Annotated in this window: 12 protein-coding genes; 5 read left to right on the forward strand and 7 right to left on the reverse strand. The window is 47.5% G+C overall.

The genetic code is table 11. The features are described from left to right. The first annotated feature begins 24 nt into the window (after positions 1 to 24). The 3 genes from BUA34_RS06745 to queA are packed head-to-tail and all read left to right on the forward strand — an operon-like array spanning position 25 to position 3,238. Positions 25 to 1,188: a BON domain-containing protein gene (locus BUA34_RS06745; protein ID WP_254794359.1), complete on the forward strand. Its 1,164-nt coding sequence runs from the start codon at positions 25 to 27 to the stop codon at positions 1,186 to 1,188. A 17-nt stretch (positions 1,189 to 1,205) separates the two neighbouring features. After that, positions 1,206 to 2,189 (forward strand): helix-turn-helix transcriptional regulator, encoded by a 984-nt coding sequence (locus tag BUA34_RS06750; protein WP_072827965.1) that lies wholly within the window; start codon positions 1,206 to 1,208, stop codon positions 2,187 to 2,189. A 2-nt stretch (positions 2,190 to 2,191) separates the two neighbouring features. Next, positions 2,192 to 3,238 (forward strand): tRNA preQ1(34) S-adenosylmethionine ribosyltransferase-isomerase QueA, encoded by a 1,047-nt coding sequence (gene queA, locus BUA34_RS06755; RefSeq protein WP_072827966.1) that lies wholly within the window; start codon positions 2,192 to 2,194, stop codon positions 3,236 to 3,238. A gap of 4 nt (positions 3,239 to 3,242) precedes the next feature. Here queA and BUA34_RS06760 read toward each other — a convergent pair whose 3' ends face one another. From BUA34_RS06760 to BUA34_RS06785, 6 genes are all read right to left on the reverse strand, one after another. Then, positions 3,243 to 3,764, reverse strand: coding sequence for a hypothetical protein (locus BUA34_RS06760; RefSeq protein WP_072827967.1), 522 nt, complete (start codon positions 3,762 to 3,764; stop codon positions 3,243 to 3,245). Next, positions 3,761 to 4,282, reverse strand: coding sequence for a hypoxanthine phosphoribosyltransferase (hpt, locus tag BUA34_RS06765; RefSeq protein WP_072827968.1), 522 nt, complete (start codon positions 4,280 to 4,282; stop codon positions 3,761 to 3,763). Before hpt ends, BUA34_RS06760 begins: the two co-directional genes overlap by 4 nt. Beyond that, positions 4,275 to 6,701: a DUF3536 domain-containing protein gene (locus BUA34_RS06770; protein WP_072827969.1), complete on the reverse strand. Its 2,427-nt coding sequence runs from the start codon at positions 6,699 to 6,701 to the stop codon at positions 4,275 to 4,277. The genes hpt and BUA34_RS06770 overlap by 8 nt, the downstream gene beginning before the upstream one ends. A gap of 65 nt (positions 6,702 to 6,766) precedes the next feature. After that, entirely contained in the window at positions 6,767 to 8,659 is a 1,893-nt protein-coding gene (locus BUA34_RS06775; RefSeq protein ID WP_072827970.1) for a glycosyl hydrolase, read from the reverse strand. 103 nt (positions 8,660 to 8,762) lie between these two features. Next, positions 8,763 to 10,562: a glycosyl hydrolase gene (locus tag BUA34_RS06780; RefSeq protein ID WP_254794360.1), complete on the reverse strand. Its 1,800-nt coding sequence runs from the start codon at positions 10,560 to 10,562 to the stop codon at positions 8,763 to 8,765. A 225-nt stretch (positions 10,563 to 10,787) separates the two neighbouring features. After that, positions 10,788 to 12,674 (reverse strand): T9SS type A sorting domain-containing protein, encoded by a 1,887-nt coding sequence (locus tag BUA34_RS06785; protein WP_072827972.1) that lies wholly within the window; start codon positions 12,672 to 12,674, stop codon positions 10,788 to 10,790. 704 nt (positions 12,675 to 13,378) lie between these two features. On the opposite strand from BUA34_RS06785, the gene BUA34_RS15730 reads away from it, so the two are divergent. Both BUA34_RS15730 and BUA34_RS06795 read left to right on the forward strand, forming a co-directional pair. Beyond that, the gene (locus tag BUA34_RS15730) at positions 13,379 to 13,582 is read left to right on the forward strand and encodes a hypothetical protein (RefSeq protein WP_072827973.1); all 204 of its coding nucleotides are present in this window, start codon (positions 13,379 to 13,381) and stop codon (positions 13,580 to 13,582) included. Then, complete coding sequence (locus BUA34_RS06795; protein WP_072827974.1) at positions 13,569 to 13,871, forward strand: helix-turn-helix domain-containing protein; 303 nt, start codon at positions 13,569 to 13,571, stop codon at positions 13,869 to 13,871. The genes BUA34_RS15730 and BUA34_RS06795 overlap by 14 nt, the downstream gene beginning before the upstream one ends. Before the next feature lie 169 nt (positions 13,872 to 14,040). Here the strand turns inward: BUA34_RS06795 and BUA34_RS06800 are convergent, their stop codons facing one another. Then, positions 14,041 to 16,362 carry a glycosyl hydrolase gene (locus tag BUA34_RS06800; RefSeq protein ID WP_072827975.1) on the reverse strand — a complete coding sequence of 774 codons (2,322 nt, stop codon included), beginning with the start codon at positions 16,360 to 16,362 and terminating at the stop codon, positions 14,041 to 14,043. Positions 16,363 to 16,402: the final 40 nt, after the last annotated feature.

A 16,402-nucleotide genomic window follows, 5' to 3' on the forward strand; every position in this document is an offset into this window, starting at 1 on the left:
GCGGTGCGCCATGACGTTTGCGCCATGGAAGAACATTCGACGTATGGGGGAATTGAACGTGGAATTCCGCTGCTTTGTGTTTGTACACAATGCGGCACGTTCCATGTGGCTTTTTCGCAAGAGTTTGCCTTTTGCCACAAGGATGACGAAAACTCCGAGTATGCAAAGGTTTATGGCCACAATCGAATTTTTCCGGGAGACTGGCTTTATTTCGAAGGTGCGGCTCGGCCTTGCATTGTAAAGAGCTTCTTCCAGTCTAATGACAGGGAAGTTGTTGTTTATAAACGAAATGGCCTGCCGGACGAAAAGTACGAAGGTCCGAAAATTTCGATAGAGCATGAGGTGGCGCCTGAAGGCTATAGGCTTTTGCCGGCCCAGTGCGTACTTACCTTGCTTGGCGATCATGTCTATCACGTTATTCGCAAACAGTTTGGAATTGCCGTTGGTGTCGTTAAGGACGAGACGAAGGACAAGCTGGTCGTGAAGATGGATGATGGCTTGATTGTCTTTATGAGCTATCCGCGTTATGCAGAAAATCCGCCTAATGCCGAGGTGATTTCTGTTGTGCGCAAGCAACTTGAACTTTTGTCGAATGGGCTGAGTGAAGATATTACGGTAGAAGCAGGCCAGGGAATTGTTTATTTGCGAGGTTTTGTAGATAGCCTTGCAACGAAACGTGCAATACAAACAAAAGTTAATAGTATTGCTGGATTGCGTGGCTGCGTCAATATGGTGCGTGTTCGCAAAAATTCAAAAGTCTCCGATGAAGATTTGGAAAAAAGTATTTGGAATGTCATGGACGATGCAGCCCATCCCATTTTCAAATATGGTGTTAAAGTCAAATCGGGGGCGGCAAAGGTAACTTTCTATTACGAAGATGAAGTTTATCCAGATGAATTGAAGTCTCGGTTAGAAAGTATTCCTGGCATTATCTCGTTGAACATGCACGGAACGGCAATTTTAAAAGAGAATTTGGGAAAACAGGATCTTTGTCGCCGTATTATGAATAAACTGGCGTCATATCGATTCCTGAAAAATTCATTTGTCCATGTGACATATGTTGGGAAACGATTCTTGGTGGAAGGAAGAGTGACCAATATTATTCAGAGAGAATTTGCGTTATTGGCTGTTGCAGGCTTTGCACGGTCAGTCGCTGTTGGGAACCGTCTTAGAATATCTAAGGCTTGATTAATTAAGGAGGAATAATGGCTACTGGATATGAAAAAATAAATAATATCAAATGCAAACTTCGTGTGCCGATGACGGTCTCGATGCTTGCAGATGCTATGGGCTGCGGACCGAGAACGATTTTTCGCCACTTGAATGCTTTGGAACAGGAAAATTGCGGACTCCATAAGTTCAAAAAAGATGGTGAAACTTTTTATGTTATTCAAACCGAGCAAAAGGTCGACTTTAACCAGAAAATCGTCAAGCAGTTGGAAAAACTGAAAAAGACGATGAACGATACGACTCCGTTGGATTTGAAGAATAGAAAGCTCATTGATAGTGTCATTTCGTCTATGCAGACGACCGATCCGGATGGATTCAAGGCCGAAGCAATTACGCTCGATCCGAACTACATTATGGATTATGGCCCATTCTGCGATCACAAAGCTCAAGATTCTACGGTTTCGAGACTCTTGTCTGCAATTCGCGAAGGCTTTAAAATCCGCATTACTTACAAGAGCACAAATGAAGATGGCGAAAAGAAAACGATTGAAGTTTGCCCTGTCAAGCTTGTGATGCGAATTGATACTCTTTATTTAATCGCTGCTGATGATGAATATCCCGAAACCCATATTTTCAAGAATTACCTTGTTGAAAATATCTTGAATATTGCTCAGACTAATAAGTGTGCGATTCGCTTGGATGAACCGTTCTGTGTCTATGAACATTACAAGTACGCTTTCGGAAAGTACGTGTCTACAGAAGACCCGCAAACGGTTTCGCTCCAGATCAAGTCGGGCTGGCTCAAAACGCAGTTTAACAAGTCCCGTTTTTCTCCGGTTGCAGAAATCAGCGAAGGTAAGGACGGGAATATGATTGTGACGTTGAAACTCCGCTTGACTCCGGACTTTAAAACATGGCTGTTTGGCGTATTGCCGGATGTGAAAATCCTGAAGCCGGAATCCTTGAAAACGGAAATGCTTGAACGTTTGAAAAATACATTGAAGGACATGAAGGCGTAGTAATGGAATACCGTCTTTCCGATTATAACTTTGAATTCCCGAAAGAATTGATTGCCTCGCGTACAGCAGGTAAGGGCAAAACGAATATTCTGTATTGCCCGAAAGATGGTGGTGAACGCCGCATCATGAAGGCTCCTGAAATTGTCGATTTGTTCCGTCCAGGCGATTGTCTTGTGGTGAACAATACGAAGGTGATTCCGGCACGCCTTTATGGCGAAACTCAGTTTGGTGGCCAGGTGGAAGTTCTCTTGGTTCAGGCGTTAAACCCGTCCACGGCGGGCGAGGCGCGCTTTGAAGCCAAGGTGCATCCGGGCAAGGCTTTCCAGGTCGGGCGCGAACTTAAACTTGCTGGCGTGCGCACGTTTGTGGAAGAAGTTCATGAAGAAGACGGAAACCGCGTTCTCCGCTTTGAAAAGACTCCTGCCGAAATGGAAGAAGTCATGAACAGGGAAGGCCACGTTCCGCTGCCGCCTTACATTGATCGCCCTGATGACGAAGATGATAAAAAAGCGTATCAGACGATTTTTGCAAAGTATGCTGGTGCTGTGGCAGCGCCGACGGCAAGCCTCCATTTTAGCGAACAAATGCTCAACGATTTGAAAGCGAAGGGCGTGTACGTTGCTGAAGTGACGCTTCATGTGGGGCCGGGCACGTTCCAGAATATTTCTGTCGAAGATTTCTCGCAACACAAGATGCATGGCGAGCATTATGAACTCACCAAGGAAAACGCCGACATCATCAACAAGGCAAAACGTGATGGTGGCCGCGTGGTGACTGTTGGCACTACAAGTACGCGTGTTGTCGAAACTATTGCCGATGCGAACGGATTCTTGAAACCGCAAAAGGGTGTCACTTATGCGTTCTTTTATCCGGGATACAAGTACAAGTTGGTGGATGGGCTTTTAACCAATTTCCATTGGCCAAAGAGCTCGCTTATTTTGCTTGTGTCTGCATTCTATGGTCGCGAAAATACGCTCGCTGCATACAAAATGGCCGTAGAGAACAAACTTAAACTGTTCAGCTACGGCGACGGAATGCTTATTTTGTAAAACGCTATTTTGGCGTTGAAACAGAATCCATTTCGAGTGCGGGAGGAATCTTTTCATCCTTGCACAGAATTTCTTCGCGGATTTTGAATGTGAAGTCCTCCAGATTGTTTTCGAACATCTTCTGGAAGGGCTTCTTTTTTTGTACGCGTTCCAAGGCGCAAGAGCAGTAATTGATGCGCTGGATGAGCTTGGTTACATCCGTAGGCGTGTCGTGAGAAAATACGCATTCGTGCATGATGGCGTATTCCATGGAACGGTCATAGCGGTACTTGCATTTGTTCGGAAGGTCCGGCTGTGCCGCAATTTTCTCGATGATCTTTTCAGTCGGAATTTTACTGCTGAATAGCGTATTTGCCTTGTAGCCTGCAATAAAGAATAAAAGGCAGACGATGATGCGGATGGCATTCCTCTTGCGGTATGCCATTCTTGTAAAACTGCGCTCGATGGCGGCAAACGTCATGGTCGCATGTTTCTTGACTTCGTTCAAGTCATCATTTTCGTTCAGGTTGTTATTGTTGTCTGTCATACTTCTTCAAGAGTCCATATTTCGGGCAAGGTACGGTAATCGTTTGCATAGTCAAGACCGTAACCGACCACAAATTTATTTTCTATTTCAAAACCGACGAAATCAGCGTGATAATCAACTGTTCGCCTTGATTCCTTATTCAACAGTACGCAAGTCTTGATAGAAGCGGGGGAGTAGTCCGCGAGGGCTTTCACGAGGGTGTACATCGTGTTGCCAGTGTCAAGGATATCGTCAATCAACAAAACGCGCTTGCCTTTGATGTCGAGACCTTCAAGGCCTGAAATATGGACGTTTGCGTTCGGTTGATCGGATTCGCCGTAACTAGATGCTTTGATAAATGCAATGCGCAATTTCGGAGTTGCGATACGGCGAGACAAATCGGCGGTAAATATGTAGCTGCCTGTGAGTGCTGATAAAATAATGTCGAAATCACACGCCTTTAGTTCTTGGGCGAGTGATTCCAGACGCTTGTCAATTTGCGGCGCGTTTAGAAGCGGGGCATTTGACAATTTATACATTATCAACCTCAAAGTTCAGCCATTGGAACATGAGCTTGAGGGCTGCAAATTTGCCCTTCGGCTCTGCCTTGTATTCCTTGTAGAATCCAAAGACATAGTTCTCAAGAGAAGTCTTGTTGATGTAGAGCTTCAGCCAATCTGCAACTGTAATCAGGTCTGTGATGTAGTTGAGAGTGCTTTCGTCGTACTTCTTTGCAACTTCGTCAATGAGAAGCGTGAGCTTGTGGAAGAACATGTGGCCAAGCCCACCAAAGCTAAAGTGCGTGTTGAGTGCTGTAGCTTCGTCAATGAGCTCGTGGATTTCTTCGATGGTTGCCTTGTTATGCTCGTTCAGCAACTGCAATGCAGCATGATGGATGCGAGCGTTGATTTCCACCGTGAGAATCTTTCTCATGGTGTCCGGCAATGTATGGTCGGGGTCTGCAAGGCTGTCGATGGAAATGCCGTGGTTCAGAGCAAAACCGGAGAACGACTTTGTGATGTTCTCGAGGTGCTTTTGCGTCGAAAGTAAATTGATGCGCTTCAAGGAATCGCTCGCAAGGTTGCTCATGCGGACAACGTATGCTGTCGGATAGAGCTCGTGGAGCTGTTCCGTCGTCATGTTCGTATTTTCAACAAACGTGAGCCCGCTTTCTTTTTCTTCGCCCATGGCGACAACGATGTTCACGCGGCTGAGCTGGTCGGTAACGACCAAGTTCGTGGTCACGCAAGATTCACCGAGATCTTTGTCTTCGTAAGATGTGCGCACAAGCGTCTGGCGACGGCGGGAGGCAATCTTTGTTGCGGTGATGCGGGAATCCTTGTTGAGATAGTCTTCTTCAAGTTCGAGGTGGTAAATCGCGGCACGTTCGGACATCTGCTTGATGACAGACGGCACGTTTTCTTCGGCGTACTTGGTAAACACTTCGGCGCCGTTCCACTTGTGTTCATTACTTGTGGCGCGGGCGAGAATGTAGAGAATTTCACTCTTGAGGTTATCACCCATCGGGAGGAACGGCTTTAAGAGCTGCATGGCGCGGAGGGCGTAACGCATGTTCTGAACCGGTTCCAAACCTTCGATATCGTTGAAGAACCAACCGCAGCTCGTGAAGCTGAACAGGCAGAACTTCTGGATTTCGAGAAGTCGAATTGCCTTAGCGCGGTCTTCTTGCTTTTCGTAATCCTTGAGCGTATCCTTGAGGAACTGTTCCTTGCGGGATTCGTCTTCCGGAGCAACGAGTACCTGGATGTAATTGTTGCGGGCATCCCACGGGTCGATTTTCGAAATCTTTTCGAATTCGCGAACGAAAATGTTGTCGGCCACTTCCTTGAGGTGGTTGAATGCATCGCGGAGCGGACCACGCCATTTTTGGTTCCAGTCGGCGCCGCCACCGGTGGAGCAGCCGCAGTCTCTGTACCAGCGACCAACACCATGGGCGCAACTCCATGCACAGCCTTCGCCATAAAAATTCTTGAGTTCGACTTCGTACTTGGGCGGGAACTTTTCAAGGTACCAGCCGTAGTTTACGGGGACCATGTTATTCTGCGGTGCGAACTTGTTATAAAGCCATGCAGCGCACATGTCGCCAAACGGTTCGTGGTGACCATAAGATTCACCGTCGGTACCGATGCTTACAAGTTGCGGTTCATTGCGATTGGCGTCCCAGGCGCTTTCAATGCGGTGGCCGAATGTTCCTGCATCGCGGAGCAAATGTTCAAAGCCGACTGCGCTCGAAAGCCACGGGTTGTAGAAGAATACGTCGAGGTAACCGTCACAGACGAGGTTGCCTTCTTTGTCGCGCGGGTAAATGCGGTACGGGCGCGTAGTGTCGATGTTCGTGTTGCTGCAATCGGTCCACTTCTTGTCGCCAAACTTGCGGAACTTGTCAGCCTGCGTAGGCGAAAGAACTGTGAATTTGATGCCCGCCTTGATGAGTTCAACGACGGTTTCGAAGTTGATTGCTGTTTCGGCGAGCCACATGGCTTCGGGCATGCGACCGAAATGGAACTTAAAATCTTCGATGCCCCAGCGGATTTGTGTACGCTTGTCTTGCTCGCTTGCAAGCGGCATGATGATGTGGTTGTAAACTTGGGCTATGGCGTTGCCATGGCCATTCAAGCGATCTTGGCTGCGCTTGTCCGCTTCTTTAATGCGCTTGTATGTGTCAGGCGTATTTGTACGAATCCAGCCCATGAGAGTCGGGCCGATGTTGAAGCTCATGAAATCGTAGTTGTTTACGATGTCTACAATCTTGCCTTTAGAATTTAAAATACGGCTTGCGGAGTTCGGGCTATAGCACTCGCTTGCAATGCGTTCGTTCCAATCGTGGAACGGACGTGCACTCGGCTGGTTTTCGATAACGCCAGTCCAAGGATTTTCGCGGGGCGGTTGATAAAAATGTCCGTGAATTGTAAAATAAAGGGGGTTCTTTTCGGTCATGCTCTAAAAATAGAAAAAAGGTTCGAAAGTGAACCTTTTTTTTAAAATACATGTTGCATCACTCACTATTTTAAACGCAAAACTTGCATTGTAGTGTGATTGTTGACACTTGCTTTTACAATGTAGTTTCCTGCTGTGATGGATTGCAAGCTAAAGCTATGAGTTCCGGCCGAAATATTTCCCTGCAAAAGCGTTGCAACACGGTGCCCGGTCATGTCAAAAATAGTGACTGTGGCGTTGCCGTTAGTGGCTGTTGAAAGTGACAAATTTTTACCATTTATAGCAATATTTATGTTGTTTGGAATTTTGGTAGTACGCTTTTGAACGGAATTGTGTACGGTCATTTTGTCCCAACCCGGCATGTTGTCGAGAGCGATAATGCGTTCGTCATCAAGATTCTTTTTCCACATGTCCGTGGGGGTCTTTTCCAAGAAGTTTCCGCTCCAAGTCTGGCTCCATGTCATCCAGTAGCTCCAATAGGCTTTGTCTTCGGCGATGCTGTCGATGTCTGGAATGGCTCCGTTTTCGCTCAAAGCAATCATCTTGCTTGTACCTACATCACTTATGATTTTGTTGAAGTAGTTGGCTCCGGAATTGTGGTTGTTGAGCGGGTCGTAAATATCGACGGCGACAATGTCGACGTATTCGTCACCGGGGTACCATGCTGCATTGAGTGCACTATAATCGTAACCGTATTTCGGATCAGTATTGATGTTCCAAACCCAAATCAAGTTGTTGAGCTTGTTTGTGCCGACCATGCGGTTGAAAACCAATCGATAAAGTTGTACATAACATTCAGGGCTACCTGCACCCCACCAGAACCAACCACCGCTAGCTTCGTGGAGCGGACGCCATACGACAGCGATACCCTTGTCTTGCAGTTCCTGGAAATATCCCGAAACAATATCGATGTCAGCGACAATGTCTTTATATTCTTGAGAGGTTTCGTCAATTTCTTTGCATTGTTCGCCTTTGAAAGCCTTGGTGTAGTTAAAGCATGTGTTGCTTTCGGAGGTTCCTTGAACGCCTTCTGTACAACCGCTAGCGTTAAATCCGTTGTTCGGATAAGTATCTTTTGTATAAAATACGGTGTCTTTGCCGACTTTCCAATGCCAAGTATAAGTCGGGATGCCGCCCATTTTCCAAAGTTCTTCGGTCATGGCAAGATTGTTTTCGGTGTAACCTTTGAACCAACCTTCTTCATGATGGCCGCCTGTAGCAAAGAGCATGTCGAATCCGCCAATAGCGGGGTAATGGCCGCTACGTTTGTAGAATTCGGCAATATCGGTTTGACCCTTCCATGAAACTTCTGCATCGCTATATTTGCAGGAATCCGCCGGAGTACATTCACCAGGCTTTAAAAGTTTCATGTTGCCATAATCGTAATTAAAATTCTGGTCGCTGATCATCATGCCACTGATTGTCTTTTTCATAAAGTTCTCGCGTAAGAACGAGAATACTTTACGCGCAGATTCCGAAGCGTTTGGCGTTACAGGGGCTGCTCCGATTTTGAATTCTGGATCAGGATGCTTTTCGACGGTGATGTAGTCGACGCCAATGGATTGATTGCCCACTGTAATCTTGTTTTCGCCGACTTTCATCTTTGCCGATGCGCTGATGACGTAAGTGGAATCGCAATTGCGCGGAGTAGTAAGGAGCGAACCAGCGTCAACGCCGTTCACTACGATTTTAGAGGTAATCCAGTCGTATTGCTTGATGAAAACTTTCGTGGTAATGTCGTAAACGGCGGTCTCTTCGACTTTGACCGTAAACGTGATACCGCTAGCATCGGCGGGCTTTGCGTATTTGCCGCCCGAAAAGTCTGCGCCTTCGGCAACGGTTGCGCCGCTCAAATCTTCGGCTTCGTAAGTTGTCGGTGCGGCATAAACTGATGTTGCCGCGATTGCTGTGGCAAAAGCCATTGCGGAGCGTGCGCCCGCGAATAATTTACATCCCATAATCATACTCTCCATTTTTTTTGCATTGTCATCCCGGACTTGCGCCGGAAGCGTTGCTTTTACATTGTCATCCCGGCCACAGTGCCGGGATCACCATTTCCTATTACTTCACTAGAATCCTTCCGTTTTGTGCAAATCCTTTTCCTTGCACTTTCACGATGTACTGCCCGGCAGCAATTCCGTTCAGATTGATGCTTGCATTTGCTCCATTGATTGCACGGATCACCACCTGATTGCCTTGCATGTCAAAAATGGCGACTTTTGCGGTAGCACCTGCAGCAATGCCCGGAATACTAATCTGCAAATTCTTTCCGATTACAACTAAATTAGCGGTAGCCTTTGTTGCTGCCATAACGCTCTTGATTCCCGTCGTCGGGACTTCAACAATCTGGTATTTTTCCCAGCCCGGCATGTCTTCGAGAGTAATCGTGTAATCATTGTTCATCACGGTTTTCCAGCTTTCGGCATTGTTGTCGTTTGCCCAACTTTCCATGGCGTAATCACCATACCATGGCATGAACCAACTCCAGTTGGCGCCATCAGCCTTCATTTCGTCGGGGTAGGGGACGGAGCCGTTTTCACTGAGCGTTACAATTTTTTTGCCACCGAACATTTCTTTCACTGTTTCGAAGCTGCCCACAAGGCTAGAGTGATTGGATTCACGCGGGTAGTAATAGTAATCGCGGCCAACAACATCCACGTATTCATCGCCCGGATACCAGTCGAGTGCATCGCTTGCTTCGTCAGTGGTCCACACCCAAATTAAGTTGTGCAAACCTTTCTTGTTCACGAAAATATCGAACATGAGCTTGTACAAAGCAACGCACGGCTTGGCTCCATCGGTGCCCCACCAGAACCACTTGCCGCTGGCTTCGTGGAGCGGGCGCCAAAGAACAGCGACCCCTTCTTTTTGCAAGGTCAAAAGCGAATCGGCGATCATTTCCATGTCGCGGACCATAGCTTTGTATGCATCGCTATCAGTTTTCCATTTGCCGGAGGCTTCGTCATAAGCCTTGTTGATGCTGAATTCGGTGTATGAGGTTTCGTTGCCTGATTTTGTGTAGAATGCTTCGATTTCGTGCGTCGGATCTTTCCAATGCCAGTTGAATTGCGGAATGCCGCCTGCTTTCCAAACGGTCTTTGCCATTTCTAGCGAAGCGTGTGTGTAGCCCTGATACCACTGTTCTTCAGAATTCTTGCCGGAGGCGTGCAAAAAGTCAAAACCAACCAGAACTACGTTCTTGCCGCTTGCATCGTGAATGTATTTGAGCTCGGTTTGCGTTTCGTAGTTTTGTGGTGTATATTGGCCGTTGTTTTCGAACGGGCGTTCTGTCATGACACCGCTAATCACGCGTTTGCCGAAGTTGTCAAGCAAGAAGTTGTATAGCTTCTGTGCGCTTTCGGTCGGTTCAGGCGTGACTGGAGTCGGGGAAAGATTCCACGGGCTAGCTTCGTATTCGGTGAGCTCGATATAGTCGAGGTTGACGTAACCCCAGCTGTGAATAATGCCTATTTTGTTTTCGCCTGCGGTGAGTTTGATTTTGCCCGCACCCTTGATGGTCGTGAATTCGTCAGAAATTCCAAAAGAAATCTGCCCTGCAGAAACGCCATTGACGGTCAAGTTCTGGATTTTGTTGGTTGAATTCGATGGTATCTGGTATGTTGCCCAAAGCGTGTAATAGCCTGTTGCGGGGACTGTTACTTTGAATTCCAAATTGCCGTCTTTCATATCGACGGACTTTCCGCCCGAAGCTTTGGCATCTGTGATTACGACGACTTTGTGGTCATCGGCAAGGACGGCGTCTTCGGCTTCTAAACGGATGGGGGTGGCCGCAAAAGCGGTGCCTGCGAGTGCTGCGACAGTTGCCGTAGCGACAAAATTTGTGTAGTTAAAGTTCTTCATAAACATTCCATTCTCCATCTCTAAATCTATATTTTTGCACCTTAAATTCAAAGGATTTTCGTCACTGCTTTCGTCCAAAAAACAGCATTGTCTTGCCCGCCACCGATCGGGCACCTCCATCTTGTGAACACAAAAAAGTCCCGCTTTTTCGCGGGACTCCTTTACATTGTCATTCCCGGCGCTTGTCCTCGCTTGACGGGGATGACCGGGAATCTCCTTTTAATTTTACTTGATAATCACCGGCTGCGTGGCTGTGAGGCCTGCACCCTTCATGCGAACAATGTACTGGCCCTTCGGCATGTCGGCGAGGCTAAACACGTAATTACCAGCGCTGAGCTTTCCGTTAAAGAGTGTCGCGATGTTTTTTCCGTTCATGCTGAATACGTCAACGCTGACCTGACCCTTAGCCTTTGTGTTGAGCATAATCTTGTTGCCGCTGATGGTGAACTTGGACGATGCTGCGACCTTTCCTTTGACCAAGCTGGTCTTTCCAAAAACGTAGTTTTCATCGAACACAATCTTGATTTCTGGAATCATTTCTTCGGTGTTCTCGTAACCGCGCTTGAAGGCGTCGTACTTGTCGGTATTGAAGTCAAAGAGCGTCAAGTCGCCAGCTTTGATATCGTCATAAATAACCGTGCCGGTGTAGCCTGCGGCGTAGTTTGCAAACGTGATGCTGAGTGTCTTGTTGCGGTCGGCAAAGCTAGAAATGTCGATAGAGCATGTAACTTTTTCGCCTGCCGGAACCTTGCAGCTTCCATCCGTTTCGGTCCATGTCCAAGAATCCGTAAGCTTGAAGATGAGGTAAATGTCTGCGTCAGAAGAACCATTATTCTTTGCGGTCCACGTAAACGTCGTTGCACCGGAAAGGTCCCAACCGCCCTTGTTCTGGTATTCCACCTGGCCATTGTCGGCACCGTAGGTCACAGCCATCATGCCGTTTCCGCCATTGCCGCCTTCAATGTTCACATCCTTAATCTTGATGCTTGCTTCTTCCGTTGCGGCGAGCTTCTTCATGGCATCGAGCGCAGGTTCAATCGTGTAGCTGTAACCGCCAAAGTTTGCTTCGGTCTTGTCGCCAATGTACTGCCAAGCGAGAGCACCCGCATAACCACCGTCAAAAGCCTTGCGGTAACATTCTTCCGTTGTAATTTCTGTCTTTGCGGCAAAATTGGAGCGGTATGTATCGCCAGCCCAACCGCTTGCCGGGAATTCTCCAATAATCATCGGCTTGGAATCGTAGCTGTACTTGGTCGCCATCTGGGCTGCCGTATTCACGAACGGGCTAACAGAATTGTCTTGCCAGTACGGGTAATAGTGGGTCTGGAAAAAGTCGAGCGTACCATTCGCTTCGCCACCCGCTTCGATGAGGGCTGCGTCATTCCAATGCTTCTGATACTTGATGTTCACGCTACCGGTCGAAACGAGAAGTTCCGGGTTTGTCGTGTGGATGGCCGCTGCAACCTTGTTCGTAAACTTCTGGATTTTGGCGAGTGCCATCTTCTTTGTGGTCCAACCGCTGCATTCGCTAGTCATGCCCTCGGGTTCGTTAAAGACTTCCCAAGTCATGAGAGCCTTGTGGTTACCAATCGCTTTCACAACCGGAATCAAAACGTTGTCTATAAACGCCTTGGTGCCCGCGTCTTCGAAAAGCAATTCGTTAGCAGTGATGTCGAGCTTTTCGTTGTAAAGACCCCACTGGTTCGGTTCCATCAAGTTGTGGCTAAAGAGGCACATCGAGACCATCACGCCGTATTCTTCGGCAATGTCCAAAGCTTTTTTCATGTTGGCGATGGTATTTTCCTTCGGGCCAGTGACCAAGTGCGTTGTTTCGTCAATTGTCGGGCTTTGGCTCATGTTGTTAAAGAGCCACCAACGGATTGCGTTACCACCTGCGGCACGCGTGCCTTCCACGGCTTTGCGCCATGCGTTTTCGTCAAGAGGGGAGGCTCCCACGTCGGAATTGTAGTCGCTCCAAGCGAGGTTTGTACCCGAGAAGAAAATTTTCTTTCCGTTGTACTGAAGGTCTGTGCCACTCACGGTGAGTCCCGGAGCTGCAAATGCGGCTGTTCCAAGAAGCGAAACTGCGATTAAAGTCTTGATGCAATTCATAGCGTATCCTTATTTTTCTCTGAAACTAGATAAATAACGATGAAATAGGGCAATCCCGACTTTTGAGTGTTGACAAAACTTGTGGAAAATGTCCACACCCCCAAACATCCTAAATATCGTCTATAGAAAAATAAATTCGTGAAAAATGAAGTCAATAAGCGCTGTGAAAAAGTGCAAGTTTTTCACACGATTGTAAGAAAAATGAATGTTTGGACGGGGCCAAACGTGACGGAAAACACAGTGAGTATTATAACCAAGTCTAGACGTCTTAGTAAAATTTATCGTCCGTCTGCAGTGGTAAAATAATTTTAGGCGAGATTTTTTCCTCGTTGCTGATTATTGGGGACTACAAGAGTTCAAGGTATGGTCGCATTTCCGGGGGGGGGGTTATGCTCTAGTAAAACTAGTAACAATAATGCGTTTTAGCAACAGCATTGTAGTGGAAATGAGTCTTTAACAAGCAGAAAATGATGGACTTTGTCATTAAAATAGACAAACATCTTAATACCTTAAATGTACTAGTGATTTGCTGAGTTAATGAACTGATTAATCAGTGATTAAATCGATTAATCACTTTTTCTCAAATTGCAATTTGCCGTTTTTCGTGTGAAAACGGTAATTTTCTGCTGGCATGAATTTCGCAAATGTATCCGTATTTGAAATTGCCGCTCTTGACAGCGTATCAAAAAGGAGATACATTTGTAATGAGAGAAATTTTAGCTTATGAAGGTCCGTGCTTTACTGTAGAATGGTATTACGATGAAAATGGTACAAGTCAGGCGTTTGACTATTTCAATAGATTAGGTGATGCGCAAAAGCTTCCTGAAAACGAAAAACAAAGGGCAATATTTTCTATGCAAAGCTATAACACTCGTGTACAGAAGGGAGAGTATTATGAAGAAGGCTAAATCGACATTTGAAAGGATCATGTCCGATCCGAAACAAAAGAAAGCCTTTGAAAAGGAATATGCAAATTTCCTTTTGTCTGAGCTTATTTTAGATGCTATGGCGGAACAGGACGTTAGTGTTCGTGCTTTATCGAAAGCGTCCGGAATTTCGACATCGGTGATTCAAAATCTACGAGCCATGCAACCGGTGAACATAACCTTAAAGACGTTGAATGCTTTGCTTTCGACTCTTGGTTATGAACTTGTTGCACGAAAAGGAAATCACTGCGTAAATCTTTCAGCGCCTTGATTTTTTATTAAGATGAGTTCCTTGAGGCGTTTTCTGACAAAAATTCAAACAGTTGACGGAGCGTTCGCGAGTATCTAGATTTAGCTAAGAAGCTGGATTTCCTCTTTACAAAGAAAAGGCGACCGCTTCCACGGTCGCCTTTGTGTATTCAGCTTTATGTGTTATAAACTTACTTGACAAGAATCGGCTTGGAGGCTGCGATTCCGTTGCCCTTTACGCGGAGGATGTACTGACCTTTGGAGAGGTTCTTGAGGCTGAACGAATGTTCGCCTGCGCTGAGGGTGCCTCGGTAGAGTGTTGCTTCGCGCTTGCCGTTCATGTTGAATACGTCGATGCTTGCAAAGCCTGCCTTGCTTGCGGTAAAGGCGATGCTAGTTCCGTTCATGCGGATTCCGGCCTTCTTTGTTGCTGCAATCGGCTTGATAGAGGAAGGAGTTGCCGGAGTGCCGTCCTTGTTATAGAGCTCGATACTTGCGATGTGGCCCTTGCTCTGGTCTGCGGCGGTGAATAGTTCCGTATTCTTGTTGAATCCATTGATGATGATGCCGTTGTCCGTGACCATGTTGTCAAAGAGCACCGTGCCTTCGAATCCGTTAGCGCCAGCCAAGATGAAGGTGACGGAGAAAAGCTTGTCGAGGTCCATCGGGTGTTCAACGCCTGCGTCGTCGGTGTAAGTCTCGATAGCGAATTCGCAAGTGGCCTTGGCGCCGTCATTGAGCCAGCAGCCGTCAGACGGGGACTGTTCCCAAGTCCAAGCCTTGTCCTTGGAACCGTCGCGGACAAATGCCATGCCGATCCAGATGCCGTTCATTTCGCCACCGGAACCCTTGTTTTCGATCGTGACTGCTATGCTCTTTGCACCGGTCAAGTTCGGAACCTTGGTGTACTGGATGTTAGCGCCGCTATCGTTGATAGCCTTGTAGGTCACGCCCATGACGAGGTCGACGTTTTCCGGATTAGCCTTGGCGGTGTCTGCACCGAATTTGGCGTTCTGCGTAGAAGTCGGGCAAACGTTCGTTGCTGCGGCAGCTTCGCTATAGTTGTCCCAACCCGGCATTTTGTCGAGAGTGATGATGCGTTCGTCAGCGAGGTTCTTTTGCCATACGCTTGCTGCAGTCTGGCTTACGTAGCCACCGTTCCAGCTCGGGGATTCGTACCACGGCATCCACCAGCTCCAAGTGGCACCGTCTTCGTACATCTTGTCGACGTCAGGAATCGGGCCGTTTTCGCTGAGGGAGATAATCTTGTTGGTGCCTGCCTTGTTCGTGAGATCGATGAATGCGGCGCTGTTGCTTTGGTGATCGTTTGCATTGTTGTAAATGTCTACGCTCAACACGTCATAGTAGGTTTCGCCCGGAGTCCAGGACATCGTGGCGGCGTCCTTCGGGTTAAAGTCCCAAATGAGGTTGTTTACGCCGTTCGTGAAGACCATACGTTCGTAGAGTAACTGATAGAGTGCGGCGAACTGCTTGCCTGTGTGGGTGCTCCACCAGAACCAGTTGCCACCAGATTCGTGCAACGGGCGGAAGATGGCGGCAATGCCTTCTTTCTGGAGGTCAAGGAAAATCTTGGAAACGAGATCGATGTCAGCGACGAGAGCCTTGTAAGCGGTCGAAACTGTATCCCAGTTGGTCGTACCGGTCACGAAAGCTTCGGTGAAGTCGAATTCGGTGTAATTGTCATTTGCGCCTTTGACATAGAAGTTCTCTTCTTCACCTGGACGCCAGTGCCATGTGAATGCCGGAATGCCGCCCTTTTTCCAGGTGCTCTTGGCAATATCGATGGCCTTTTCGGTATATTCTTGGAACCAGCTGTTGTCCTTGCTTGCGCCGGTAGCGTTCATCAGGTCGACTCCAACAAGTGCGGGGTACTTGCCGCCTGCCTTGAATACGGCCTGAACGTCTTCGTGTTGGGTGGCGTCACCTTTGGTATAGGCGTCCATGTTGCCGGTCATGACGCCGGAGATGGTCTTTTTGCCAAAGTTGTTGACGAGGAAGTTATAAAGCTTGATGGCGGACGGGGTAGCGGTTTTTGTGACCGGGGCGTTGCAGAGGTTAAATGCTTTTGCCTCGTAGCCCTTGATTTCGATATAGTCCACGTCAATCCATCCCCAGCTATTGGTGATAGCGATGGTGTTCTCACCGGCGGCGAGGTTCATGACCGTTTCGACGTCGGCAAATTTGCCCTTGTCCGTCTCGTCGAATGTGACTGCGGAAGAGGCTCCGCCAACTTCTACGTTGTTGATCTTGGAACCACCGTAGTTATTCATGTAATGGATGACGATGGTGTATTTGCCCGCATTTTCAGCTACGACTTTAGAGAATGTGATGTCGCCACCGTTCATTTTGACGTATTTGCCGCCAGAAGCTGCTGTGCTAGAGGCTGCGGCTGCGTCCCCGGAAAGGGTTGCGCTTTCAGCTTCGTATTGTGCTGCAAAAACGGAACATGCTGCGGAAAGACTGCATGCTAAGAAAACCTTTTTGAATCCCATGTTCACTCCTTAGTATTTATGTTCTCAAAAATATAATGAA

The organism is Fibrobacter sp. UWB12, assembly GCF_900142485.1.
GTDB lineage: Bacteria > Fibrobacterota > Fibrobacteria > Fibrobacterales > Fibrobacteraceae > Fibrobacter.